The 23,617-nt window shown below is 42.9% G+C and carries 22 protein-coding genes; 12 read left to right on the plus strand and 10 right to left on the minus strand.

Features of this window, described 5'->3' with window-relative positions; genetic code table 11:
- Positions 1-4: 4 nt before the first annotated feature.
- Both QEP08_RS06550 and QEP08_RS06555 read right to left on the minus strand, forming a co-directional pair.
- Complete coding sequence (locus QEP08_RS06550) at positions 5-1,894, minus strand: RagB/SusD family nutrient uptake outer membrane protein (RefSeq protein ID WP_285056685.1); 1,890 nt, start codon at positions 1,892-1,894, stop codon at positions 5-7.
- A gap of 10 nt (positions 1,895-1,904) precedes the next feature.
- Positions 1,905-5,009 (minus strand): SusC/RagA family TonB-linked outer membrane protein, encoded by a 3,105-nt coding sequence (locus QEP08_RS06555; protein WP_285056686.1) that lies wholly within the window; start codon positions 5,007-5,009, stop codon positions 1,905-1,907.
- A gap of 411 nt (positions 5,010-5,420) precedes the next feature.
- On the opposite strand from QEP08_RS06555, the gene QEP08_RS06560 reads away from it, so the two are divergent.
- From QEP08_RS06560 to QEP08_RS06570, 3 genes are all read left to right on the plus strand, one after another.
- Positions 5,421-7,940 carry a galactose oxidase gene (locus QEP08_RS06560; RefSeq protein WP_285056687.1) on the plus strand — a complete coding sequence of 840 codons (2,520 nt, stop codon included), beginning with the start codon at positions 5,421-5,423 and terminating at the stop codon, positions 7,938-7,940.
- A 231-nt stretch (positions 7,941-8,171) separates the two neighbouring features.
- Positions 8,172-10,199 (plus strand): six-hairpin glycosidase-like protein, encoded by a 2,028-nt coding sequence (locus tag QEP08_RS06565; protein ID WP_285056688.1) that lies wholly within the window; start codon positions 8,172-8,174, stop codon positions 10,197-10,199.
- A 309-nt stretch (positions 10,200-10,508) separates the two neighbouring features.
- Complete coding sequence (locus QEP08_RS06570; RefSeq protein WP_285056689.1) at positions 10,509-11,069, plus strand: hypothetical protein; 561 nt, start codon at positions 10,509-10,511, stop codon at positions 11,067-11,069.
- Positions 11,070-11,269: 200 nt separating this feature from the next.
- On the opposite strand, the gene QEP08_RS06575 is transcribed toward QEP08_RS06570, so the two are convergent.
- The 3 genes from QEP08_RS06575 to QEP08_RS06585 all read right to left on the minus strand — a co-directional run bounded on the left by QEP08_RS06575 (position 11,270) and on the right by QEP08_RS06585 (position 12,879).
- Positions 11,270-11,659, minus strand: coding sequence for a hypothetical protein (locus QEP08_RS06575; protein ID WP_285056690.1), 390 nt, complete (start codon positions 11,657-11,659; stop codon positions 11,270-11,272).
- Between the two features lie 11 nt (positions 11,660-11,670).
- The gene (locus QEP08_RS06580; protein WP_285056691.1) at positions 11,671-12,183 is read right to left on the minus strand and encodes a hypothetical protein; all 513 of its coding nucleotides are present in this window, start codon (positions 12,181-12,183) and stop codon (positions 11,671-11,673) included.
- Between the two features lie 96 nt (positions 12,184-12,279).
- Complete coding sequence (locus tag QEP08_RS06585) at positions 12,280-12,879, minus strand: Crp/Fnr family transcriptional regulator (protein ID WP_285056692.1); 600 nt, start codon at positions 12,877-12,879, stop codon at positions 12,280-12,282.
- Positions 12,880-13,057: 178 nt separating this feature from the next.
- On the opposite strand from QEP08_RS06585, the gene QEP08_RS06590 reads away from it, so the two are divergent.
- On the plus strand, positions 13,058-13,681 hold the full coding sequence (locus tag QEP08_RS06590; RefSeq protein WP_285056693.1) for a hypothetical protein: 624 nt from the start codon (positions 13,058-13,060) through the stop codon (positions 13,679-13,681).
- A gap of 99 nt (positions 13,682-13,780) precedes the next feature.
- On the plus strand, positions 13,781-14,398 hold the full coding sequence (locus tag QEP08_RS06595; RefSeq protein WP_285056694.1) for a hypothetical protein: 618 nt from the start codon (positions 13,781-13,783) through the stop codon (positions 14,396-14,398).
- Positions 14,399-14,471: 73 nt separating this feature from the next.
- Here the strand turns inward: QEP08_RS06595 and QEP08_RS06600 are convergent, their stop codons facing one another.
- Positions 14,472-15,500, minus strand: a complete 1,029-nt coding sequence (locus QEP08_RS06600; protein WP_285056695.1) for a sialidase family protein — start codon at positions 15,498-15,500, stop codon at positions 14,472-14,474.
- Between the two features lie 191 nt (positions 15,501-15,691).
- Here QEP08_RS06600 and QEP08_RS06605 point away from each other — a divergent pair, with 191 nt between their 5' ends.
- Positions 15,692-16,060 (plus strand): YtxH domain-containing protein, encoded by a 369-nt coding sequence (locus QEP08_RS06605; RefSeq protein ID WP_285056696.1) that lies wholly within the window; start codon positions 15,692-15,694, stop codon positions 16,058-16,060.
- A 17-nt stretch (positions 16,061-16,077) separates the two neighbouring features.
- Here QEP08_RS06605 and QEP08_RS06610 read toward each other — a convergent pair whose 3' ends face one another.
- Positions 16,078-17,574: a hypothetical protein gene (locus QEP08_RS06610; protein ID WP_285056697.1), complete on the minus strand. Its 1,497-nt coding sequence runs from the start codon at positions 17,572-17,574 to the stop codon at positions 16,078-16,080.
- 129 nt (positions 17,575-17,703) lie between these two features.
- Between QEP08_RS06610 and yiaA the strand changes: the two genes are divergently transcribed.
- Together yiaA and QEP08_RS06620 are read left to right on the plus strand one after the other, a co-directional pair.
- A complete protein-coding gene (gene yiaA, locus QEP08_RS06615) occupies positions 17,704-18,171 on the plus strand; it encodes an inner membrane protein YiaA (protein ID WP_285056698.1) in 468 nt (155 codons plus the stop codon).
- Positions 18,172-18,181: 10 nt separating this feature from the next.
- The gene (locus tag QEP08_RS06620; protein WP_285056699.1) at positions 18,182-18,919 is read left to right on the plus strand and encodes a porin family protein; all 738 of its coding nucleotides are present in this window, start codon (positions 18,182-18,184) and stop codon (positions 18,917-18,919) included.
- A gap of 4 nt (positions 18,920-18,923) precedes the next feature.
- Here the strand turns inward: QEP08_RS06620 and QEP08_RS06625 are convergent, their stop codons facing one another.
- Positions 18,924-19,319 carry a nuclear transport factor 2 family protein gene (locus tag QEP08_RS06625; protein ID WP_285056700.1) on the minus strand — a complete coding sequence of 132 codons (396 nt, stop codon included), beginning with the start codon at positions 19,317-19,319 and terminating at the stop codon, positions 18,924-18,926.
- 185 nt (positions 19,320-19,504) lie between these two features.
- Here QEP08_RS06625 and QEP08_RS06630 point away from each other — a divergent pair, with 185 nt between their 5' ends.
- Positions 19,505-20,320 (plus strand): SDR family NAD(P)-dependent oxidoreductase, encoded by an 816-nt coding sequence (locus QEP08_RS06630; RefSeq protein ID WP_285056701.1) that lies wholly within the window; start codon positions 19,505-19,507, stop codon positions 20,318-20,320.
- A gap of 17 nt (positions 20,321-20,337) precedes the next feature.
- On the opposite strand, the gene QEP08_RS06635 is transcribed toward QEP08_RS06630, so the two are convergent.
- Positions 20,338-21,978 (minus strand): L,D-transpeptidase family protein, encoded by a 1,641-nt coding sequence (locus QEP08_RS06635; protein ID WP_285056702.1) that lies wholly within the window; start codon positions 21,976-21,978, stop codon positions 20,338-20,340.
- Positions 21,979-22,139: 161 nt separating this feature from the next.
- On the opposite strand from QEP08_RS06635, the gene QEP08_RS06640 reads away from it, so the two are divergent.
- Genes QEP08_RS06640 through QEP08_RS06650 form a run of 3 tightly spaced genes read left to right on the plus strand, consistent with a single transcriptional unit; the run spans position 22,140 to position 23,387 of the window.
- Positions 22,140-22,460 (plus strand): ArsR/SmtB family transcription factor, encoded by a 321-nt coding sequence (locus QEP08_RS06640; RefSeq protein ID WP_285056703.1) that lies wholly within the window; start codon positions 22,140-22,142, stop codon positions 22,458-22,460.
- On the plus strand, positions 22,457-22,954 hold the full coding sequence (locus QEP08_RS06645) for an SRPBCC family protein (protein WP_285056704.1): 498 nt from the start codon (positions 22,457-22,459) through the stop codon (positions 22,952-22,954). Before QEP08_RS06640 ends, QEP08_RS06645 begins: the two co-directional genes overlap by 4 nt.
- Positions 22,955-22,958: 4 nt before the next feature.
- Complete coding sequence (locus QEP08_RS06650; RefSeq protein ID WP_285056705.1) at positions 22,959-23,387, plus strand: VOC family protein; 429 nt, start codon at positions 22,959-22,961, stop codon at positions 23,385-23,387.
- Here the strand turns inward: QEP08_RS06650 and QEP08_RS06655 are convergent.
- On the minus strand, positions 23,382-23,573 hold the full coding sequence (locus tag QEP08_RS06655) for a hypothetical protein (protein WP_285056706.1): 192 nt from the start codon (positions 23,571-23,573) through the stop codon (positions 23,382-23,384). The genes QEP08_RS06650 and QEP08_RS06655 overlap by 6 nt on opposite strands.
- Positions 23,574-23,617 lie beyond the last annotated feature (44 nt).

A 23,617-nucleotide genomic window follows, 5' to 3' on the forward strand; every position in this document is an offset into this window, starting at 1 on the left:
AATTTTAATACTGAGGGTTTTGTACTAGACCATTCGTTCCTATGCCGGGTATGTATCTGTAATAATTTCTGGTTTCAAAAGTCCTTGGGTTGGTATTTGGCACAACTACACGAACGAAAATGTATTTGGTCTGAGGTAATGCGCGTAAGTCCTGAAGCGGCAATAACGTATGCATGCTGCGGTTATTGAACAGGGTATGGTATTCTCTTCTGCGGATCAGGTCCCAGAATCTTTTGTTTTCGAAGGCAAGTTCAACCCTTCTTTCCCGCTGAACATTTTCTGTTGTCAACGGTTCGTCTACGGTATGCCCGGCGCGCTTGCGTACATCGTTGAGCGCTTTGGCTGCTGCTGCACTGTTGCCTGATCCGCTTTCTGCTACTGCCTCCGCGTAGTTCAGCAAAATCTCAGCATAACGAAATTCCATGAAATCATTAGTACTCTGGTTCCATCCGGCGACTACTGGTTTCTGCTGATTGAGGAACTTTTTGAAGGAAAACCCTGTTCTGGTGTTGTTTCCGCCATAGGTATCAAAACCTGAATATTGGGTCACATTAGCTGCGCCATAGGTATGGTAGGTTTGACCGCTGATGGTGATCTGATCTTTGGTGCGGATCACAGCCTGACCGTCAGGTTTTACATAACCGGCCTGTATGATGATCGGTGTATTCTTCCAGGTTGTGCCGGGAAGGACTGCTGTACCCCATAAACGCGCATCTTTGTCCTTGAAGATTTCGTTGGGTGTATCGTATCTGCGGTAATTTTTATTCGGATCGTAGCCGTTGTAATCGCCTAATTGCCCGTCCTGGGTAGTGATGATGGGTGCGCTCTTACCTGGATCTGTATAGCTTTCGTAGGTGTCTGCCAGGTCAAGGGTCGGGTTCATCCGGCCCGGGTGTGGCCAGCCGTTTGCCAATTGCGCAGGCTGATACCAGATGTCATAATTGTGCCCGAGATTAGTGCCCGGCAATGCATATCCCTTAATCATGATCGCTTCTTCCGGCGCGCTGTTTGGGCTTTCGAAAAGGAGCCTGTAGTTTTCAGCTGCCTCTGACGGGCTGGCCGGGTTTGGCCGGAATAAACCGTACTGACCTGAACTCATGATGGCTTCTGAGGCCTTGATGCTGGCTTCATAATACCCTGCAGCCAGGCTCGCATCCAGACCGACGAATTTTTGGGTGACGGCATCACCTGTTAATGGCGCGCGGCTTCCAAATTTTGCCAGGGATGCAGCATGCAGTCCTGCTCTGGATTTTAACGCGTAGGCGGTATACTTGTTGGCCCGCCGTCCTTTATCTGTGCCCAAATTTTCAATGGCCAGATCGCATTCCTGTAATACGAAGTCCCAGGTCTCTTTTTCTGTACTTCTGGGCACTTTCAGGGACTCAGGTGTGCCGTAAGGCTGTGAACCTTTAATGAGCGGGACGCCGCCATAACGCTTGGCCAGCGAAAAATAAGCATAAGCCCTGATGAATGCACTTTCTCCGATCAGCGCTTTTTTATCGGCTTCGTTTATTGAAAGGGTAGGGATGACATCGATCATCAGGTTGACTTCCCTGATGAGTTTGTAGCCCTGTTCCCACCATTTGAAATCGTCATTGCCAATGAAGTCTCCGAATTCGGTGTGCATGGCCTCGTCTGTCACCATAGCGGGTGCAAAACCGCCGTTATTGGGGTCGCCGCTGTTGAAATTGATTCCTTGTCTGAAGAAGGTAAAGTCTTCGATTGGCAATTGGTAATAGAGATTGGCCATGTATACTTTTACACCTTCAGGATCGCTGAACAGCTGGTCTGCCTGTACTTTATCTGTCGGTTCCAGATCGAGTACGCGCTTGCAGCTCATCGGAATGATGGCAAGGGCAGCGAGCAGTAATATTATTGTTTTTTGGATTCTCATGATCATATCTTTAGAAATTAAGATTTACACCGAAGTTGTAGGTCTTGGATAGTGGATAGTTTAATCCTGCGCTAAACAGGCCTTCGGCTCTTTCAGGATCAAACGGTTTAACAAAGGGATCGGTAATGGTCACCAGGTTGAAAGCGCTTGCATATACCCTTAGTTTTTTAATTCCCGCTTTGGTAAACCAGGAAGGCGAGAAGGAGTAGCCCAGTTCCACGCTCTTCAGGCGCACATAAGAAGCATCGCGTCTCCACACGGAGCTTTCGGTATACACCCGTCCTACATCGCCGTTGAACCTCGATGCCGGATATTTACCCGGGATCCATGCGCTGTTTGCATCGTATGGATCTGACAGGTGCCATCTGTCGAAGAAGTACGCGGGAGTGTTTCCGCGAAATGCCAGGATCTCTCCATAAACTTCATTGAAACGAACAGTATATCTTCCGGATCCCTGCAACAGCACGTTGAAATCAAATCCTTTGTAGGATCCGTTAAGGGTCAATCCATAAAATAATTTTGGGGTGGATCCATCAAATAGAGGAAGCATGTCTCTGTCGTCAATGACTCCGTCGTTATTGATGTCCTGAAATTTGTAGTCACCAGGCAGTTCACGAATGTTTGCCTGATCACCGTTTTGAATCGCATGCTGGAGGATCTCTTCCCGGTTTTGAAATTGCCCTGCATAAGTATATCCCCAGCTGATGTCACGATATCGGTAGGCTCTTTGATTTCTCCAGCGGTCATAGCTGTTGGTAAAGTTGGAGCCCTCAACGTACAGGTCTATCTGCCGGGAGAAGTTGAAGTTACCTGAGATTCCATATTTGAAATCGCCGATGGTATTGTTGTGTGCCAGAGAGAACTCGATACCCCTTACGCGGTCGCTGTTTAGGTTTTCTGGCGGGATATTGGCCCCGAATGTGTTGGGAAGTGATACGTTTCTGGTGGCCGGGATTCCCTTGGTATCCCGTTGATACACGTCAAATTCTGCTGTCAGTTTGTTTTTCCATAAGCCAAGTTCAATTCCGAAATCAAGAAATTCTGATTTGGTCCAGCTCAGGTTTTCATTGACAATGGATGGCGCGGCAACGCCGGTTGTTAGAAAATCGTTCTGGAATTCGTAGTTGCCTCCGCCTGATGTGCCAAAACCCGGAACATATTGAAAAGGTGCTACCACGTTTGCCGCTCCTGCTGTACCGTATGATGCTTTCAGTTTCAGGTTACTGATCGCGGGTATGTTGTTTTTAATGAAACCTTCTTCAGAAACCCTCCAGGCCGCACTTGCGCCCGGGAAAAAGCCCCATTTGTTTTTAAAAGCATAATTTCCATCCTGGCGGAAGATGAAGTCAACCAGGTATTTGCTGGCAAAGTCATAATTGAAACGGCCAACGTACCCCAGGTATGCACTCTGGCCTTCAATACCACTGGCCTCCGGTGTTCTCAGACCTGCGTAATTGAGCTGATCTGTCGTATAAAAATCATAGAAACGCCTTGCCAGCGTATTTCTGCTCCAGCCTTGTTGTTGTTCTACGACTAGTGTTCCTCCAACGTTGTGTTTTCCGCCAAATTGCCTGCTGTAGCTGATCTGCCCTTGCAGGGTGAGGTTATTGTTGTTGTCGTATACATTGGAAATGTTTCCCGTCCCAACGCGCTGTGGCTGCTTTACAATGTTGTTGTTGGAAAGCGTATACAGGTTGTATGGTTTCGAAAGGTCTTTATTGGAGTAACTGTTCATGTCATAAGAAGCGGAGGCTCTTAATTTCAGACCTTCTATGGCCGGGATGGTGTAGTTCAGGGCTACAGTAGACTGAAAGTTTCTGTTTACACTTTCATTGTACCCTGTGATGTCCCTGTCAGACAATACGACCGGATTCTGGTTGGACGGCGTGACGATAGAAGGATAAGCCGGATCGCCGTTGATATAGGGCTGTTCGGTAGGCAGTGTCACCCTGGTACCTTTAAAGATGTTGAAGAAGTTTTCGCCTGGTACATAGCGGTTGTCGTAACGGCCGGCTACGAAGACCTCAGCCTTCAGGTTTTTGGTCAGTTCGGTGGTCAGGTTTGAACGCATGTTGTACTTATAAAAGCCCATGTCGTTTGTTTTCAGTAAACCTTCTTCACGCTGATAACCCAGACTGACAAAATATTGGGTTTTTTCACTTCCGCCCGATGCGGACAGATTGTGCTGCTGCTGAACTGCATTCTTTTTCATCACCTGGTCATACCAATCGGTGCTTTGGTAACCCGGAGCGCCGCTGATGTATTTGTTGAGCTCCTCTCTGGTTACAAAGGGAGCACCTGTTCCCAGGAATGCTGCATCATTCCTCATTTGCATCCACTCCGATGCGTTGGCCATGCGCGGGACGTCGGTTGGGCTGGAAAGACCTAAAAATCCATTATAATTAAATATTGCCGCACCTTTTGTTCCTTTCTTTGTAGTCACGAGCACTACTCCATTTGAAGCTCTAAGGCCATAAATTGCTGCGGAGCCGTCTTTCAGGAACGAGATGCTTTCTATGTCATCAGGGTTAATGCGCTGAAATTCCCCGGCCCCTTCGCGGGCAATCCCATCTATGACATACAGTGGATTGCCACCGTAACCACGGATATTGATGGAATTGTCAAAGGTTCCCGGTTCGCCGCCATTCTGGCGGATCTGCAGGCCCGCTACTTTTCCCTGGATCTTTTGTGCCAGACTGATGGCGGTCGTGGTTTGTATGTCCCGCGCTGTGATATTGCCTACAGACCCTGTCAGTGTTTCCTTCTTTTGTGAGCCGTAGCCCACTACGATGACTTCGTTTAGTGCGGCATTGCTGGCTGATAATTCTACATTGATTTGGGTTCGCCCATTAATTTGTTCTGTATGGGGGTTCATGCCCACATAGCTGAAGGCAAGTTCAGCCGCACCCGCTGGAATTGAAATTTGGTAATTTCCATCTTTATCTGTACTGACGGCGACCTTGTCGTTGCCGCTAAGCGCAGTTACGGCTACGCCGGGTATTGGCGTCCTGTCTGTCGAGTCGGTTACCTTACCCCGGATGACCTGGCTTTGCTGGGCCAGCATGCAGAGCGGGAAAAGGTAAAATAATAAAAATAAGTATTTGAATCTGTTCATACTGTTTCCTTTTTGTTAGAAGTTAATTTGTTTGGTTGTTGCCTGGGTAAGCATTCGCGTAGAAGCCTTTGGTCATGGCGGCCTGAGTTCGTTTTTGTACATGGTATATTTGGTTAATTGATACCAAGTAAGAAGGGGTCGCCTAACAAAATCTTAACAAAACATTACCAACGAAATAATTTATTGTAGCGCCTCAGGTTTTTTGGTTAAAATCGGCGTTCAATTGCCAGTAAGGCACTTTTTTAGTTTATGGAAACGATGAGTTACGACTTCCAGGAACGGCGTTAATGCCGGATGTAATCAATTTGTTAATGTTAAATTAACGGTAAAAACCTATATTCGTCATAGGAAACGAGCCTTCCTGACCAGCCAGTTTAAAAGTGGTATTCCTTGCGTTCCCAGCCAAAAACTATGAAGTTGAAGTTTTATGTGATCTTTTTTATATTTCTGTTACTGGGAGGTGCACGCGTCAATGGACAGGCTTATGGTTTGGCTTTTGGTGGTCATGATGTAGTTCAGGATAAACGTACGGCACTGGACCTCAGCCCGCAACCACTCTGTCTGGACCACAATTTCCAGTTGTCTTTTGATCTCTCTTTTATGCAGGGATATACTGATTATTTTGGATATGTGTTTAGGGTCATTGATCAAAACAAACGGAATATCGACCTGATCTATGATATGCGTTTTCTGGAAAATAAACATTTCAAACTAATCATAGGCGATCGATTATCCAGAATCAGCTTTGATATTCCGATTGCGGACATGTATAAGGGCTGGCACAACATAAAAATGAGCTTTGACCGGGAAAAACAACAACTGAAGCTCAGCGCTGCTGGAAAGACCTACGTCCAGTCTTTGCAGTTGAAAGGTGGTTGTTACAAGATCTTGTTTGGGGCAAATGATTTTGAAGAATTTAAAGTGAAAGATGTGCCACCCATGAAGGTGCGGGACATTAAGATCTTGCATGATGGCCAGCTTAGGTATCATTGGCCCCTTGATGAGAAAAGTGGCCCTGTTGTCCGGGAAAAAGTTCAGGGAAAGAATGCTGATGTGCTCAATCCGGTATGGATAAAGAAAATGCACCACGACTGGAACCTGGTAAAGGCAATTGACGTACCTGGTGCTGCCAGCGTAGCATTTAACCGGAATAAAGAGGAACTTTACATTGTTTCTGAAGACTCTCTTATGGTTTACTCTGTTTCTGGCCGAAAGCTGAAGGCTTTATCTTACAGATCAGGCAGGCAGCCATTGCTAAGCGGGAACCAGTCTTTATATGATCCCCACACAGGAAAACTGTTTAACTTTTATATGGATCAGAAGCTGGTTTCGTTTTTTGACTTTTCTACCAGAACATGGGATTTAAAATGCGATACACCGGCTGTGATCACTAATTTCTGGCATCCGAATAAATTTTATTCTGTTGCAGACAGTTCGTTTTATATGATTGGCGGATATGGGCAGTATCAATATAAAAACGAAGTAGCAAGGTATCAATTTTCAACGAAAACCTGGGAAATGGTCCTGACCAAAGGCGATTACATGCCCAGATACCTTGCAGCCCTCGGGGCGGTGGATAGTGGAGCGTATCTTCTTGGCGGGTACGGCAGCAAGACAGGTGAACAGATCCTCAATCCAAAGAATATTTATGAACTTAGCTTTTTTGATGCCAGATTGAAGCGCTTCAGGAAACTGTTCGAACTGCAACCAAAAAATGAAGATTTTGCACTCGCCAATTCCCTGGTGGTTGACCAGTCAGATCAGTCTTATTACGCATTGACTTTTTCCAATCACAGGTATAATTCCAGTTTGCAACTGATAAAAGGGTCGTTAAAATCACCCGAATATAATTATATGGGCAATATGATCCCATATTCTTTTCATGATATACGTTCATTTGCGGATCTCTACTATTGTTCACGCAGCAAAGAATTTGTTGCTGTAACTTTGCTTTATGATGAATTAAAAAGGAGGACGGCGGTAAAGGTATTTACCTTATCGTCACCCCCGGAAGTGTATACCGCCGCATCGGTTAAGATGCTTGGGAACCGTGCTGGCTGGTATATTTTATCCCTGGCACTAGTTGGTTTAATGTTCGTCCTGTTCTTTTACTTTAGGAAGAAAAAACAGTCCCCGGCTGGTAATTTAACGCATGCGGTTATGGAAGTAGCAGGGGATGATCCGGTTATCCTGAAAAAACCAGCCGTTAAGAACTCGATATCACTTTTTGGAGGGCTCCAGGTGTTTGACAGGACAGGAAATGACATTACGAAGATGCTTTCTCCTTTAATCCGGGAGCTCTTTCTGGTGGTATTGTTATATAGTATTAAATGGGAGCGGGGTATCAGCACGGAGAAACTGACGGAGATCCTTTGGTTTGATAAGTCTGTTGATAGTGCCAGGAACAACAGGTCTGTAAATATTGCTAAGCTGAAACTTATCCTCGATAAAATGGATAGTTGTCAAATCTCTAAGGAAACAGGGTATTGGAAGATCATTTTTGATGAGAACCGGGTCAAAATAGATTACAACGTGTACCTGCGAATTCTCCATGACAAAGGAAAAATGGACCGGCAGAAAGTGAATGAGCTGACGGAGATCGTTCAGCAAGGGAGTTTCCTTTCTAATGTGGAGTATGAATGGCTGGATGCGTTTAAATCTGAAATATCCAACGAAATCATTGATGCGTATCTGCACTTTGCGGCGAGTATAAAAATCGCTGACGATCCTGAGTTGCTGATCAAACTTGCAAGTTGTATCTTTTATTTCGATCAGGTCAACGAGGAGGCTATGGTCATGCAGTGTAAAGCCCTTGTACATCTTGGCAAGCACTCCCTCGCAAAGACGAAATTTGAGACTTTTATCAAAGAATACAGGAACATTTATGGTGAGGAGTTTAAGAGGCGGTTTAATGAAGTGATTGAAAGTTAAACCCATGTTTTAGTGATTAAGCATATTGATATTTATATGCATATTGGCATGATCTGAGGACCCCGTCTTATGATAGAAGGTGAGTGGATTAAAATCATTACTGCGGATTATGAGCTGCAGTGCTTTTGAGGGAGAAAATCACGAAAGAAGCTGACAGATTTTGTTATCTTCGACTAACCAATCCAATCCGTTATGAGCCCTGTCCTTTATGATCAAATTAATCGCATTTCATTGAAACTATTATCGCTGTTATTGATCGTGTTTTGTTCCGGAGTTGCCGGTCAGGTGCAGGCTCAGGATCTCGCCCAGCAAAACGAAATTTTCTGGAAAACCAATTCCGGTCATGGCATCACCTGGGATCTGACAAAAGAGAGTCGCCTGCCTCATGATGATAATTTAGAAATGTCAGGTTCATTGGTATCCGGAATTATTGGCTACAAGGTCAGTAAGACAAAGCAGGTTGAAATTACCAGGGACATTATCTTTCCGCAACTTCGGAAATACAGTAAGTCCAATGAGTCCATGTACAGGGCTTATTTGCGTTCCCAGTATATGGATGAGGTTTTGCCTGTAATCTCATTGGGCGAAAAAAAGTTTGAAACAGGCGTTCTTGATTCGGTCCGCATTCAGGGAAAAATCAGTTTTCATTTTAAGCAGCGCGATGGGATACAAGTGGTCAGGACCTTTTTTCCTTCCATGGACAAGCGTTGCTTTGTTGAAAAATGGACACTCATCAATAATGCACAAAAGGCGCAAAGCCTCACAATAGGTGCTACCGAAGTGATTCAAAACGAGACCGGATTTCATGGACAATACCACAGAAAAATAACAACCGATGCAAAGCCTGCTGTGACCATTAATCCCGGTGATCAGTATTCCTTCGGTATCTATTATTCGGCAAGTCTGAATGAGGAACCTGAGCCCGAAAAGTCTTTAACCGACATCGAACGCAAGCGGGATTTGTTCCTGGATAGCATCGCCGGCAACTTAGTACTCAGAACTCCGGACAAGATCATCAATACCCTGTTTTATTTCTCTAAAATCAGGGCCGCAGAGAGTATTTTTCGCTCGCGCCTTGGTTTGGTACATTCTCCTGGTGGCGGTAATTATTATGTAGGCATCTGGGCAAATGACCAGGCAGAATACAGCGGGCCTTTCTTTTCTTATCTGGGATATCAGACCGGAATGCAGGCGGCGATGAATGCCTACCGTATTTTTCAAAGTAATATGCCAAAAGATGGAGGAAAAATATGGGCTTCGTTTGAATTGGATGTTACCTTTCCATTTGGCGCCCATGACCGCGGAGATGCGGCAATGATCGCCTATGGTGCCACACACTTTTTACTGGCTTCTGGAGACCGCAGGAAAGCGGAAGAGATCTGGCCTTTGATTGATTGGTGCCTGGAATACAGCAAAAAAAGGATTACGGCTGAGGGCATTGTAGCTTCTGAAAGTGATGAACTGGAGGGGAGGTTTCCGACCGGATCTGCAAATTTGTCGACTTCATCACTTTATTATGGTGCGCTTATTCAAGCTGCCAGACTGGCGAAGGCGATGGGAAAACCGCAGTCTTTGGTCGCAGATTATAATGTCCGCGCAAAAAAAATGTCACAGGCAATCGAACAATATTTCGGTGCGAAAATGGAGGGCCTGGATACTTATAAGTATTATAAAGAAAATAGTACGCTCAGGGCCTGGATATGTCTACCGTTGGTGGTGGGAATAAACCAGCGCAAATCCGGCACACTTGATGCCTTATTCGATAAATTATGGTCAAACAATGGAGTGCTTACCGAATTGAAGCCAAGCGAAAACGGGAATCAGGTTTTTTGGGACAGAGGCACCTTGTATGCTTTTCGGGGCGCCTTTAAGGCAGGGGCGGCGGATCGCGCTTTGGAGAGACTAAGTTCTTATTCCACAATGCGTTTGACCGGATTTCGGGTACCATATGCTGTGGAGGCCTGGCCTGAGAACGGCATGGCACATCTGTCGGCAGAGAGTGCTTTGTATTGCCGTATTTTCACTGAAGGTATACTGGGACTGGAACCTACCGGGTTTGATTCTTTCATTTTGCGGCCAAACCTCCCGTCTAAGTGGGATGATCTGGAGCTAAATGACATTAAGGCCTTTGGAACTACGCTTGATATCGAACTCCGGCGCGAGAAAACAAAAGTCAGGTTGAAAGTTTATCAGGCGAAGAAAATGATCATTAACCGTTTAATAGAGAATGATGCTGAGCTAAAGGTGGTGCTCAAATGAGTTTACCAATGAGAGGTTACCGCCTTTGTTGCATCGTGTTTTAAAGGAAATACTAAATAGTACCGCTGCTCACAAGCAGGTGTCTTTTTTTACCTCGAATTTGAGCGAAGTTACGAACGAGAAAAACTTTGCCAATGCTATGTGACCTGGATAGGGCGAATCAAGAGAAGAAGGAGATAAAATATTGTGTTGTCGAACAGAAAGGCGATGCAAAGTATACTAAATGTTAAAATAAGTTAATTGTTTTAATAGTATTTATTAAGTATATACCTTATTGTAATTAAATTATTTCTAATAATAACAAAAGTTATGAAAAAAATTAAGTTTATTGCACTATTAGTAATTCCATTCATCGCACAGCATGTGATGGCGCAGGAAAACACCAAGTCAAAAGGCAGTTATTTTAATATTACTGAGTTTGGCTATCACATGGGAGCTCAAAGTTTTAAATTTAGCCAGGAGGGGGATAGAATCGATATTTTTGCACAGGCTTTAAGTTTGAGAACTATCAACGGTATTTTCCTGACCGACAAGTTTTCTGTTGGAGTTGGTCTGGGATTGGAAGGGTATAAAACTCCTGATGCCGAATTTTTTTATAAGAGTGCTTTTCAGGTTTTCGCTGATGCCAGATATTACTTTAAAAATGAAAAAAATACGCCTTTCGCCTATGCGGATTTTGGTCACTCCATACAACTCAACAATAATTTCATGAATGGTATAAACATGGGTGCCGGGGTGGGATATAAGTTTTCCCTTAAAGGCAAAACTGCCTTGCAAACCAGTTTGGGCTACAGTCAGCAGAACAATAAAAGACAGTTGGATGGTGAACGCTATCCGACCGGGACCTTAAGAGTCGGTTTTTTATTTTAAGGTCTTGCAATTGGCTGTGTCGATAATTTGTAATATCAACGCTTGAGAATACAATCTATTTTAACGCTCTCATTTAAAAGAATAGAACAAGTAGTGCCATCATGCTGATATACCCCTTCTGTGAAAAAGGACTTGCCTAAGCTATTGAGGCTCCTTTAGTAATATAGACCATGCGCTGATGATGAAAACTGTAGGATACTTTAAAAAACAATAACCGGAGCAGATTTAGAGAAGCTTCCTGAGGCATCGGCCACGGCATCAATTGGTGCTCCTACCTGACTGCCACCTCTTTTGACCACAACTGTTACTTTTTGACCAGCAACTCCTCCATCTCCTGATATTGCGAAAATGGCTGCAGTTACATTTGTAGCGTAAGTAATTTCTTTTGTCCATGGGAGCGATGTGACCGGATCATTTGTCGTACCACCACTGGCAGTGGTATATGATACGATCAGTGTTGGTCCCGAAAAAGTTCCTGTAATCTCATAACGCACTGTGCGCGAGTTGTTATCAGGCTTTTTGTCTGAATCTTTCTTGCAGGAAACTAAAACTGTGACTACCATCAGTAGTGCAAAGATTGACTTTTTCATAAGATATGTGTTTAAAATTTAAGTGTTATTCCGATTCTGGCATTGGTGCTGCCTATGGCGCCAAGCTCAGTAAATATGCCAAGGTTACTGTTGAAGAAGTATTTGCCGCCAGCGTATGCGCCCAGAAACAGTCCGCTTCCGTAACTATCGCCCAGGTCTTGACCATTGTCTTTCCAGGAAAAACTTCTGTAGCCAAAGGTTGGCCCTCCATATAAATCTATCTTGTTACTGTTAATTTTTAATAATTGATTGACATGGTAAGAGGCCCTTACGCCAAAGTAAATGGCTGTAAATTTGAGGGACAGGTATTCATTTGAGAGATAATCTGCATTTGCACCAATGCTGATGTTGCCGGTGATTCCCTGTTCATAAGAAAGGCCGACAGGTATGCCTCCGTTATAAGAGGAATTTATGCCAATACCGATATTGAGTAATTTATTTCCTTTTTTGAAGGCGCCATTCTCTTGGGCGAACAATGTTGTGGTCGTAAAAAATACCAGGATCAGGATGTTAACAATTTTCATTTTTTTCATTTTTAATAGTTCTGTGCAAACATAAAAATGATAAAAGCCTAAACTCGTTACCTTAAGTTAAGAAACGATTTGTATGATGGGGATGCTTTAAGAGACTTTTCTAACCAGCCTCTTTCTCATTCTGCTTAAAGACTGCGGCGTGATACCCAAATAGCTCGCTAAATGGTATTGAGGGACTCTTTGAGCCAAATCCGGTCTTATTTCCAGCAAATTCAAATAGCGTTGCTCCGGTGTAGAAATCTTAAAATTATCAAATGCCATTTGACTTTTTGAGTGTAAATCTTCGGCAACAAGACGACACAGTTTTTCTAAGTTAGGATATTTTGCAAAAAGTTCTTCATCTGGTTCTGAACTGCCTGCAATCAAAATAGAGTCCTCAAGACAATCCACATAATATTCAGATGGGGTATTGTTTATTGCCCCTGGAGGGTCAAGGGTCTCCGACTCAGTATAGAAAGCAGTGGTCTTTTCTTCCCCATCAACCATATAGTAGCATCTGATGCATCCTTTAATTACAAAATAGGCATCCCTTGAGCGCTGACCTTCTTTCAATAAAATTGTTCCTTTCCTAAAACTTTTAAAAATGGCTAAATCTAAAATAACATTTTGCTCCTCTTCAGAGAGTTTTACATACTTCCCTAGAAAATTTAGCAGGATTTGATCCATTTTATCATTAGTCAATTGCATTTTTGTCAGGTTTAGAGGGTATGGGTGTTAAATTTAATGTTTCCTGATGATTTATTAATTCCTGTAAAAAAAAATCACATGGAAATACAAGCAAATGTTCATTTCTTAACTTAAGTGAATGAGTTATGGCATTTAGCCAATCTACCTTTGAATTATTGTTTAACCCCTAATTATTGAAATGCAAAAGAAAATTTTATGGTTCGCGTTGATTTTTATGATGGCAGGCACGCTAAAAGTTAAAGCTCAATATTCCAAACAGGACAGTTCTTATAGAAAGTACTTTATAGGCAGTACCTTATTTATGATAGCTAATGTAGTGGCTGATAATAATCCGCCTGGAATGGTTTATCTGAACTTAGGTTATCGCATTACAGGAAAGGATGTGGTTTCACTTGAATTTAAAACCTGGAAATATGCCTGGCCAATTGGTATTCCTTATGGAAAATCATTTGAAGCAGAAGGGGAAGGGTTTCCGGGGCATATTCGTGAATACGGCGTTTCACTTAATTATCAAAGATTTTTATGGAAGCAACTTTTTGCTCAGGCTGACGTGATGCCTGCCTTGCAAAGTTTTGTAAATGATGATGGTAAGAAGATTGACAATGGCTTTCAAATCTTTAACACTTATTCTGTTGGTTATCACATTAAGCTTTTCAAGGACAGGCTTTTTTTTCAACCTTCAATAGCAATTACTCATCGTCCTTATCAATCAACAATGCCTGATTCCTTTAAACAGGTTGACGATAAATGGTCAAGATTCTTCTTCGGGCAGCCGGGTTTGCATTTTGGGTATAATTTCTAGTGTTTTTGCGGAGGTTGAGTGTAATTTGAACTGTAATTGCTAATTTGCTTCTGTTGTAGCTCTTAATCAAAGTATCTTAAGAATTCGTATATTGTTAATATGAAACTCCGGATATTCATCACTGCTTTCTTTCCGGCGATGCTGCTTTCTTTAAACATATGCTACGGTCAGGAAAAGCGATTTCTGTTTGAGTTGACATCCTTCGAGGTAGATGATCAAAGTAAATTACCTAAACCTATTGATTTTCTTGCACAACCTGAAAAACTTAGGATCGCTTTGCATAGTGTTAGTGCGATGGGGCATAAGTTTTTTTACAGGGAACTACCTCAAGCTTATCGCGAGGATAAATCTTTTGGATTGTACCATATGATCTTTAGACCTAAAGATTATGCGAAATGGAATGAATTACGAGATGAAGCTGTAGGTAAAAAAACATATAAAATTAAAAAGGAGTGGGCAATTAAGATAGTCAAGGAAATAATCAGCAATGAAGCAGCCAGGGCCAAATTTGATATTTTTGCTTTTCATGTGAAACAGGAAGAAGTCACTAAGGAATATGATCTTAAGATCTTGGTGACTACTCCCAAGTTCCCCTGCAATGTTTATGTATATAAATTGAAGGGCAAAAAGTGGATTTTTTTGCGAAAGGAAATAGCCAAAGATTTTGTAGGATTTAGTAATCTGAGATATTTCGCTATTGTATCTGATTGGGAATAGGATCTGGTACGGTCCTGATCCCGTATCGGGAATTTTATCCAGCTTGCGGCAAAAGATCAGTGATAGATGGAGACTAAAGGGTCAATTTAATGTATTTGATCTTTTTACGCTCGGAGGTGTAGGTGATATGTACATGGCCATCACTACTTTGGATAATTGCTGGATACGAGTATTCCCCTTTTTGATGTTCTTCAAGCTTGTATATGTCCTTCCAGTCAATGCCATTATCGGATGATGCCAGTTTTAGTACTGAACGGCCTTCCCACCAATTTTTTCCGGCAGTGAGGGGGTTGTACACTAAAAGCTGCTTTCCATTCGCAAGGCTTACCGCATCTGTTCCCGAATTTGGATTGGGTAAGTCAAGTGCTTTGAGCGGTTGCCAGGTTGCTCCGTTGTCTTTTGACCAGGTGCTTACGATCACATTTTGTCTGCTTCGGCACAAAAGCTGCAGACTACCATCGTCATACTTGAGGATTGACGGCTGGATGACACCGTAGACCCCGTTATCTATTTTGATTTTTTTGAAATCAGTTCCCTCACTGTTACTTTTTTCTACGTGAATATTCCAGGTTTTTTCATCAAGGCTTTCGGTGCTCGAGCCGTACAGAATTTCCCCGTTTTCCATTTGTATGGGCTTATTTTTGATTGGGCCGTAAAAACCAGCGGGCAGCCGAACCGCTTCCGACCACGTTTTGCCATTGTCCTTTGAGGTTTTCATCTCGCCCCACCATGCCCTGGGATTTGGTCCGACTTTATAAAATAGCATCAGCAAACCGGCTTTGGTCATGAAGAGCACCGGATTCCAGCACGGAGATGGTTTCCCATTTTCTTTGCCGGTGGCTATTACTTTTGGCTTGCTCCATGACTTTTCATCTCTTACTGAGGACCATATTTTTACATCTGCCGCTCCTTCATTGGTGCCGCCAAACCATGCAGACATTATTTTACCATCTTCCAGTTCAACAATTGTTGAAGCATGGCAGGCTTTGAAAGGTGCTTCTTCAAAAATAAATTCGGCTTTAATAACTTTTGGTTTTGGATGCTGAAAAAACTGGAGGTTAGACAGGGATCCAAGTATAACTAACCAAATTGACAGGCTCATGTTCATAGTCTTTTTTTAATTTGAAAATTTATCATGCCTGGTTTAAGCAGCAGGTTACGGATCTTATGCTACATAAATATATACATTTTTGTAAAACCTGCTGCGCTGTGGAGTTTTACGATCTGAAACTTTGCAATAAAAAAACCGAACAATTTTAAGGTCAGTATGTTAAATTAAGAAAACATACAGCTATGAAATACGGTAAACAATTGAAAAAAATGATAAGGCAGGCTGACAATAGCACTGCCATGGTAGCAGTTGCTTTGATCAGCGGTGTGGCCGTGGGTGCAGCACTGGCGGTACTTTTTGCTCCAAAAAAAGGTGCAGAATTGAGAGATGATATTTCAAGTGCCCCGGGAAGGCTGGGCGGAACGCTTGCAGAGTTAATGGATGCCATCAAAGCAAAATTTGCGGTGGGTGCAGCACCAGAGGCTGAGCCGGAGCATCAGCAGAACGGGCAGGCGAAAGCCCGGGAGAGCGTTAAAAAACCTAAGTCGGATATCGGAGAGATCATTCATCAGGGCCATCTTTCTAGTGACCCGGCTGTGCAACATAATTAAACGCTGGGCGGTATAGACTACTCTGGGGTTTTCTGTATGATTGTCAGTAGGACTTCGTAAGCTGTTTTTTTCTCCCAGTGCGCTATGAGCCAGGCGATAAAGCTCAAACTGAAGATGTCTTTGTTTCCTGCGCTGTCCAGCTGGTTTAAAACCGCTTTTTGAAAGGTGGATTCAGAGGCCATACCGGGTTTTTGCAGGTGTTTTTCTACCAGCTTCAGATAGGTTAACACGCGTTCCTCCGAAGCTTTCAACAGGTACTTCTTATACCTTCGCTTGAAGCTGTTTAAGCGGGATATAGCCAGCTCAATGTTGGAGAATTGGGCATGGATCAAAATTTCCATCAGGTTTTTTCGGATGGTCCATAACATGCCCATTCTTTTTTCATACCAGGCATCGGTACGAGTCAGTAAGGTCAGCTGTTTCAAACTTTCCCGTTTATTGCACAGCGCTAAAAACATGGTCAGACATGCCCGCAGATCTTCAATATCTTCTGGTTTGGCGGTGGTTTTTGTATTGGAGAGCGATTTCTGCAATAGGGGTATCGCATTGTCTGCAGCGCCTGTAAAGTACAGTTTGAGCGCCAGGAGTAACTGATGGCGTAAATAAAACAGATCATGATACCGGTTATCTGTTGCCATTAAATCCATCATCTCCCTGAGATAGGAGTTGCTTTCTTCAAAGTCCATCTGCCGCAGATGAAAGTTTGCCAAAAAATATAGGATGGATATGTGATAAAAAAGATAGGACTGTATTTTGCCGGTCTGGTCTTTCATAAACCGGTTTGTGCGGTTGATATATCGGGTGATCAATCCATAATTTTGCTGTATCGCCGCATACTCATTGGCAATGAAAAGAATTTGATAAATGGACTTATAGGTCATCAGGTCCTGTGCGGAAATTTTGTATTTCCTGATCGTGATGACCATCAGGGCCGTCAAATTAACGATCTTCCCTTTCAGGTGGATCTCCTGTAATTCCTGTCTCAAAAAGGCATAGGCCATATTGAGCTTTGCCTCGCGTTGCATATTGGACTGGTTCCGCGAAAACCGGGCTGTCAGCGCCTCGAAGTCTTCTGCTCCAGGCAGATGTGCATACTGCAGCTTCAGCAGCAAAAGCTCGTTCAGCAAGTTAAACTGCTCCAAATGTTCTGCAAGCCGTTCGGCATTATCTAAACATTTGAATGCGATCCTGACTACATCATTTTCCAACAGAAAACGTCCGACCACGACTAGGCGCAGGGCTTCATAGGTGTCAGAATGATTGCTTTCAAAGGTTTTCTGTGATAAGAACAGCAACAAATTGTCCTGGAGCCTTTTCCGTAAAGCATAGTACGCATCCTTATTTTTCTCTGATTCGTAAAGCTTGTCCAGTCCATTGATATCGTCAGTTTCTATCAAATCGAGTAGCTGGAGGTTCTTGACATCGACTCTCTTGTTTTTTCGTTGTAAAAATTGCCTGAAAAGCTTTTTATCGCTGCTGTTGAGCAGGTTCATCAGCTCCAGAATTGAGTCCATATCGATATGTTTATACACATAAAAGTACAATAATTACGAGATGATATCGTCAGTAATTTTCAGATATTGATTTTTTCAGGTTTGTTTTACATCCGACATTCGTTTCATATCAATAAAAAAACAACAGATATGGAAACGCTACAACAAAGAACAGAAGAGAATTCAGTCATCGTAAAACATGACGGGCATGTCAGAAGCCCATTTAAACCAACTGCCGCATTTATCGGTGCCTCTTGGTTTGCGTTATTGACAGGATCAGTGGGATATTGCATCGGTCTGTGGAATGCAAGTATAGAGCTGAACGAAAAAGGCTATTACTTTACTATTTTATTATTTGGCCTATTTGCGGTAATCTCCGTTCAAAAAAGCGTCAGGGACCGGGCAGAGGGGCTTGCCGTTACGGATCTTTATTATGGCCTGAGCTGGTTTGCTACTATTGCGGCAATGGTACTGCTGACGATTGGCCTGTGGAATGCAGATCTTGCCCGAAGTGAGAAGGGTTTTTATGCCATGGCGTTCTCACTGAGTTTGTTTTCTGCGATTGCTGTACAAAAGAATACCCGCGATGCAAAGTTGCTGGGTGATAGTGAACTGTAATTGGTGATTTATGAGAAATCAAATGAAATGTGCTGCGCTGTTTTTATTGCTGTTCGCTATGAGTGCTGAATGCCTGGCACAGGATGGATCGCAGAGAATAAAATTCGGTATAAAAGCGGGATTTAACCTGTCCTATTTTACGGATGATGTTGCTCCTTTTGATCAGCCGGATGAAAGTTTAAGCGCTTTTAAGCGCGGTGAAAGGCCTTCTTTTGTGCCGGGAATAACTATAGATGTGCGACTGGGCAGGGGATTTTCATTTATTACCGAACTGCTGTACAATACCAAGGGGATGGAATACGATGAACAAGTTCCCTGGATAGTTATTATAGACAGGGAAGGGAAGGAAAATAGTGCTTACAATCATTTTAAGTACAAAATCAACTACCTGGAACTGCCGCTTCTACTCAATTATAATTTTAGTAAAAGAACCGCTAAAACCTATTGGAAGGTATATACGGGCATTGCGCCTGCTGTTGTGATCAGCAGCAAAACCAAAATGGATTATTACAAGGAAAGTGACATCCAGCAGGATGCCAAATCAAAACTTCAGGATACAAGGTTCTTTAACCATAGCTTTATTGCCGGCATCAAAATGGGCGATGGTTTGGGGACCTTGTATGAAGGGTATATAGATCTAAGGGTAAGTTATACCCTTTCTCCGGTGTTTAATAGAGCGCTCAACGATACGGGCGGGAATCTGGATACCCGAATGTATACCTTTACTATGTCATTTGGAATAAAGTAAAATCTTAAGGACGGTTCACCGTGATGTGTTCTGTGACATCTGTCTTTTGTTTGTCGGATGGGATTACAAATGCTTTTAATTCTGCCATCTTGCCCTCGCGGAACCTCCAGACATCACAATAGTCTGAATCTACAACTTTACCGTCCTGATCTTTCATGCTGATTTTACCGATCGCGGTGACGTAGTCGCCATCTGCGATGATCTGATCGACATGAAACCGCGGGGGTTCCAGGTAGTTTTCTTTCATATATTGACGAACGGCGTCTTTGCCATTTAGGATCTGCTCCCCGACAAATACCCATAGGGTATCTTCGGTACAATAGGTCAGAAAGCCTTCATAGTCTTTCTTAGCAATCAAAGCGTTTGCCTTTTGAAGTATCTCTTTATTTTCTTTTGTCATGATCTACATATTTGTGTTTCTTCTCTTGCTAACAATTTGTGGTTCTGGTAGTTTTGATCTTGTGAAACTTTAGGACTTTAATCCAATTATTACAATACTGTCGCAAACGACCCTATATTTTGTCATGACTGCACAGTATGTAAATCAGTATTTTATTACAAATTCGATTATCAAATAGCTACAATATGTTATTACAAAATAAAAATGCAATTATATATGGCGCAGGCGGATCACTTGGAGGAGCCGTTGCCACTGCACTTGCAGGCCAGGGTGCCCATGTATTCCTGACAGGTTATCATCTGGAGAGCATAAAAAGAACAGCCAGTAAAATTGAGGCGGCAGGTGGAAAGGTTTCCATTGACCAGGTAGACGCCAGAAATGAAAAATCGGTAAATGACCATATAAATTCTGTATTGCATACAGTAGGATCTGTGGATATCTCATTTAATGCGATAGGCTGGCAGGACACACAGGACATTCCACTAACAGATATGGCGCTGGAGGATTTTATGCGCCCAATAAATATTGCTTTGGAAACACAGTTTATAACAGCGACAGCTGCCGGAAGGGCAATGAAATCACATAAGCCTGGAGTGATCCTTTCACTTACTGCTACGCCAGGAGGTATAGGATATGCCAATGTAGGCGGGTTTGGCCCTGCGTGTAACGGCGTTGAAGGCTTTTCACGTAACCTTGCATCCGAATTGGGCCCCTATGGCATTCGTGTAGTGAATATCCGTTCGGCTGGATCTCCTGATTCGAGACCCTTTAGGGAAGCCTTAGAATCAGGCGGGGATGAGGTAAAAGGTTTTCTCAAAAAATTGGAAGACGATACCATGTTGAAACAGCTCCCGCTTATGGAAGATATAGCCAATACAGCAGTATTTCTATCGTCATCGATGGCAGGCAAAATTACAGGTGTTACCATTGATGTAACTGCCGGTACTACAAGTGCATTAAATTATAAAGTCACCAATATTGCATTCCTGAAAAGTGTATAAGTGTTTCATCCTATTGATTAATCTTCAATCAGCATTTTGGCCAGCGTATCGTCTCTGTTATAAATATCCTTTCTGAAATTAAGCAGGTTTTTTCGGTCGGTAAAAGCTGTGAAATAAGCAATAAAAACAGGGATTTTATGCTTCAGGGTAACATATTGCTCTACACCCCGGTCCATGCTGTTTTTGATCTTTTGCTCGTCCCAGTTGTCGTAGTCCTGCAGCAGAAAGGCAGCCAGTTTAAATGGCTCGCTTACCCTGATGCAGCCGTGGCTGAATGCCCTCGAACTTTCATTAAAAAGTGATTTGGCCGGGCTGTCGTGAAGGTAGATGTTGTAACTGTTTGGAAATAAAAATTTTACAAGGCCCAATGAGTTTTGCGGACCCGGTTTCTGTCTTACGACGGGAATCCCGTCTCTGTAGCCGGTAATCTCCATTTGGTGGCTGTTGATGTATCCGCGGTTTCGCTTCATTGCTGGCATGATTTCATTGCGGACGATGCTTTCAGGTACATTCCAGTAAGGACTGAACACCACATATCTCATATCACCAGAAAATATAACTGTGCGGTGTATCGATTGTCCGACCACCACATTGCAACTCCATAGCAGGCTGTCTGAATGATATACATGCAGCTTAAATTCTGGAATATTGACACCTAAATACGTAGAATCCATATGTACAGGCAGCCAACGGCTTCTTTCCATATTGACCAGAATCTGCCTGATCCGTTTAGTCAGCGGTACATTCATTTCATCCAGTGTGCCTTTCCCTATAAGCCCGTCGCCTGGGAGACCGTGCCTGCTTTGAAAACTTTTCGTGGCGGTTTCCAGCGCTTCGTCATAAATGTAGCTGAGCGTGTCGCCCTTAAAATCACCCAGTTTAAAAAGTCTTTTTTTTATTGCGGCTATTGGTGCTGCCGAATCGCCCGGTTTATAAGATTTGGTCGTCCTGGCTATAGGAGTCCATATGGGGTCTTCTTTTTGCAGTTGCCGATAGTGAGACAAATGCTGTTTCAAGAGGTCGTATTGCCTGTATACCGGTGCAGCAGTTTTCGATGCCTTTTCGGGAGCACTGATCAGGCTGTCCAGATAAGCTGCATAGGATAGCTTCTTTCTCGGGAGATACCATTGCGAAGATTTGCTGATGGACGGATCCATGCCTTCCCAGGCTAGTTTTGCAAAGACGAAATAGTTGGCCGTCAGCATCAGCTCCAATTTCACATCTGGTGTGCCGGTTGCTTTGGCATACAATAGCGAATCCAGGATGTTTCTGTAAGGGGTTTCCTGAGATATGCCTTCATTTTTAAGATTTTTTACACGGTCGGCCAGGTTTCCTGCCTGTTCTATCAACCGGTTGTCGGCATACCATGCATAGGCAAGGTTGCGACCACCATAAAATTCGCGGATCGCTGCCGCATAGGGTTGAAATAGGGGATACTTGTTTATAAAGCTATCGATTTCCATAGAATCCAGAAACCGGTTTTGCTCCGCACTAAAGTTGCCGGGAATGGTTTTGTTCCATTCTTTGATGGCTTTGGATTTTTCTTGATTTTGTTTTTTGGCTTTTTTCTCCTGTCTGCAGCCTGCAATGCTTATAGCGCAGCAGATGCAAAGGAATGCAATGTAGATTTTACCGAACTTGAAACTGAAGGCTAACATCAAATTTAAGCGTCTAAACTAGTTTTTTTTAAATATAAAGTAATTAGACTATAGTTAGCAAGTTTGATCATGGTGGACTCCCTTCAAAAAAAATTAAAAAAATTTGCGCAACTCAAAAGTTGCGCGTAAATTAGCAACTCAAAAGTTGCACGTTTAATAAAATGAAACCAGATATATTTCAGGCAATAGCCGATCCAACCCGCAGAGCCATTTTAACTTTAGTTGCCATTCAGGCATTAACGCCTAATGCGATGGCCGAAAAATTTGATATGACCCGGCAGGCGGTATCGAAACATATTAAAGTATTGCACGAGTGTGAATTAATTACACCTGAGTATAGCGGCAGGGAGATTTATTATCACTTTAATGCAAAAAAAATGCAAGAGTTTGACAACTGGGTAGCCCAATTCAGACAAAGCTGGGAAATTCAATTTAGTCAACTTGACGAATTATTATCAACAATTAAAGAACAGAAAAAATGAACAACGATTTGCTATTTGATTTTAATGTTGACAAAGCAGCGAAAACTGTATTGATAACCAGGGAGTTTAATGCTGGACTTCCTTTAGTATGGGATGCTTTTACTAAGCCAGAGCTGTTGGACCAATGGGGAGCGCCTGCACCAATGCGCGCCAGGACTAAGTATATGGATTTCAAAGTGGGAGGGCAAAGGTTTTATGCTATGATAAGCCCTGACGGACAGGAGCGTTGGGCAATTCAGAGATATACATCCATTACTCCGAAAACAAATTTTAAAATGTATAATTCTTTTGCAGACAAGGACGAAAGTCCTGAATTGCCGGGTTCTGAATGGGATTATATTTTCAGTGAAAAAGATGGCAGGACGAAAGTAAGTATCACCATTTTTAACGAATCGCTTGCCCGCATGGAGAGGATGATTGAAATGGGCTTCACAGAAGGAGTCAAGATGACAATGAACAATTTAGATCAACTATTGGAAAAAATTAAAAAATAAAAATATGAGAACAATCAATCCGTGGATCAACTTTAATGGCAACGCCGAAGAAGCATTCACCTTTTACAAATCAGTTTTTGGCGGGGATTTCACAAAGATCATCCGCTTCAAGGATCTGTCGGGTCCTGAATTTCAGGTTGCAGAAAATGAAGCAAATAAAATAATGTACATCGGTTTATCTATCGGCAAGCATAATGTGTTAATAGCCAATGATGTTCCGGAATTTATGGGCCAGGTAAACGAAAACGAAAACAGGTCTAAAATAGTCGCAAGCACTGAAAGTCGTGAAGAAGCCGACAAAATTTTTAATGGTTTATCAGCCGGTGGAGAGGTTGAAGGCGATATTGGTGATACGCCATGGGGCACCTATGCCGGAATGTTTAGGGATAAATATGGCATTGAATGGATTGTGGAATTTGACTCGGGCTTATAAGCTTCCTGGCTCCATTTTTTCCTGCAACTGATGGTACAGGGTTTTGAACCGGTCAAGTTCCGAACTAAGGACAGAATCGTTTGGAGTAAGTTGCAATTGCTTTTCCAATGGGTCAATCAATTTACCAAGGGTTTCCATTAGTGTCTGATAATTGAGTTCCTTCGATGTTTGTGTTGTTTTTAACATAATTTGTACAATAAGGGTTGATTACAGGATGTAAACGAAGCTAC

The sequence above is a fragment of the Pedobacter ginsengisoli genome (genome assembly GCF_030244015.1).
Taxonomy (GTDB): Bacteria; Bacteroidota; Bacteroidia; order Sphingobacteriales; family Sphingobacteriaceae; genus Pedobacter; species Pedobacter ginsengisoli.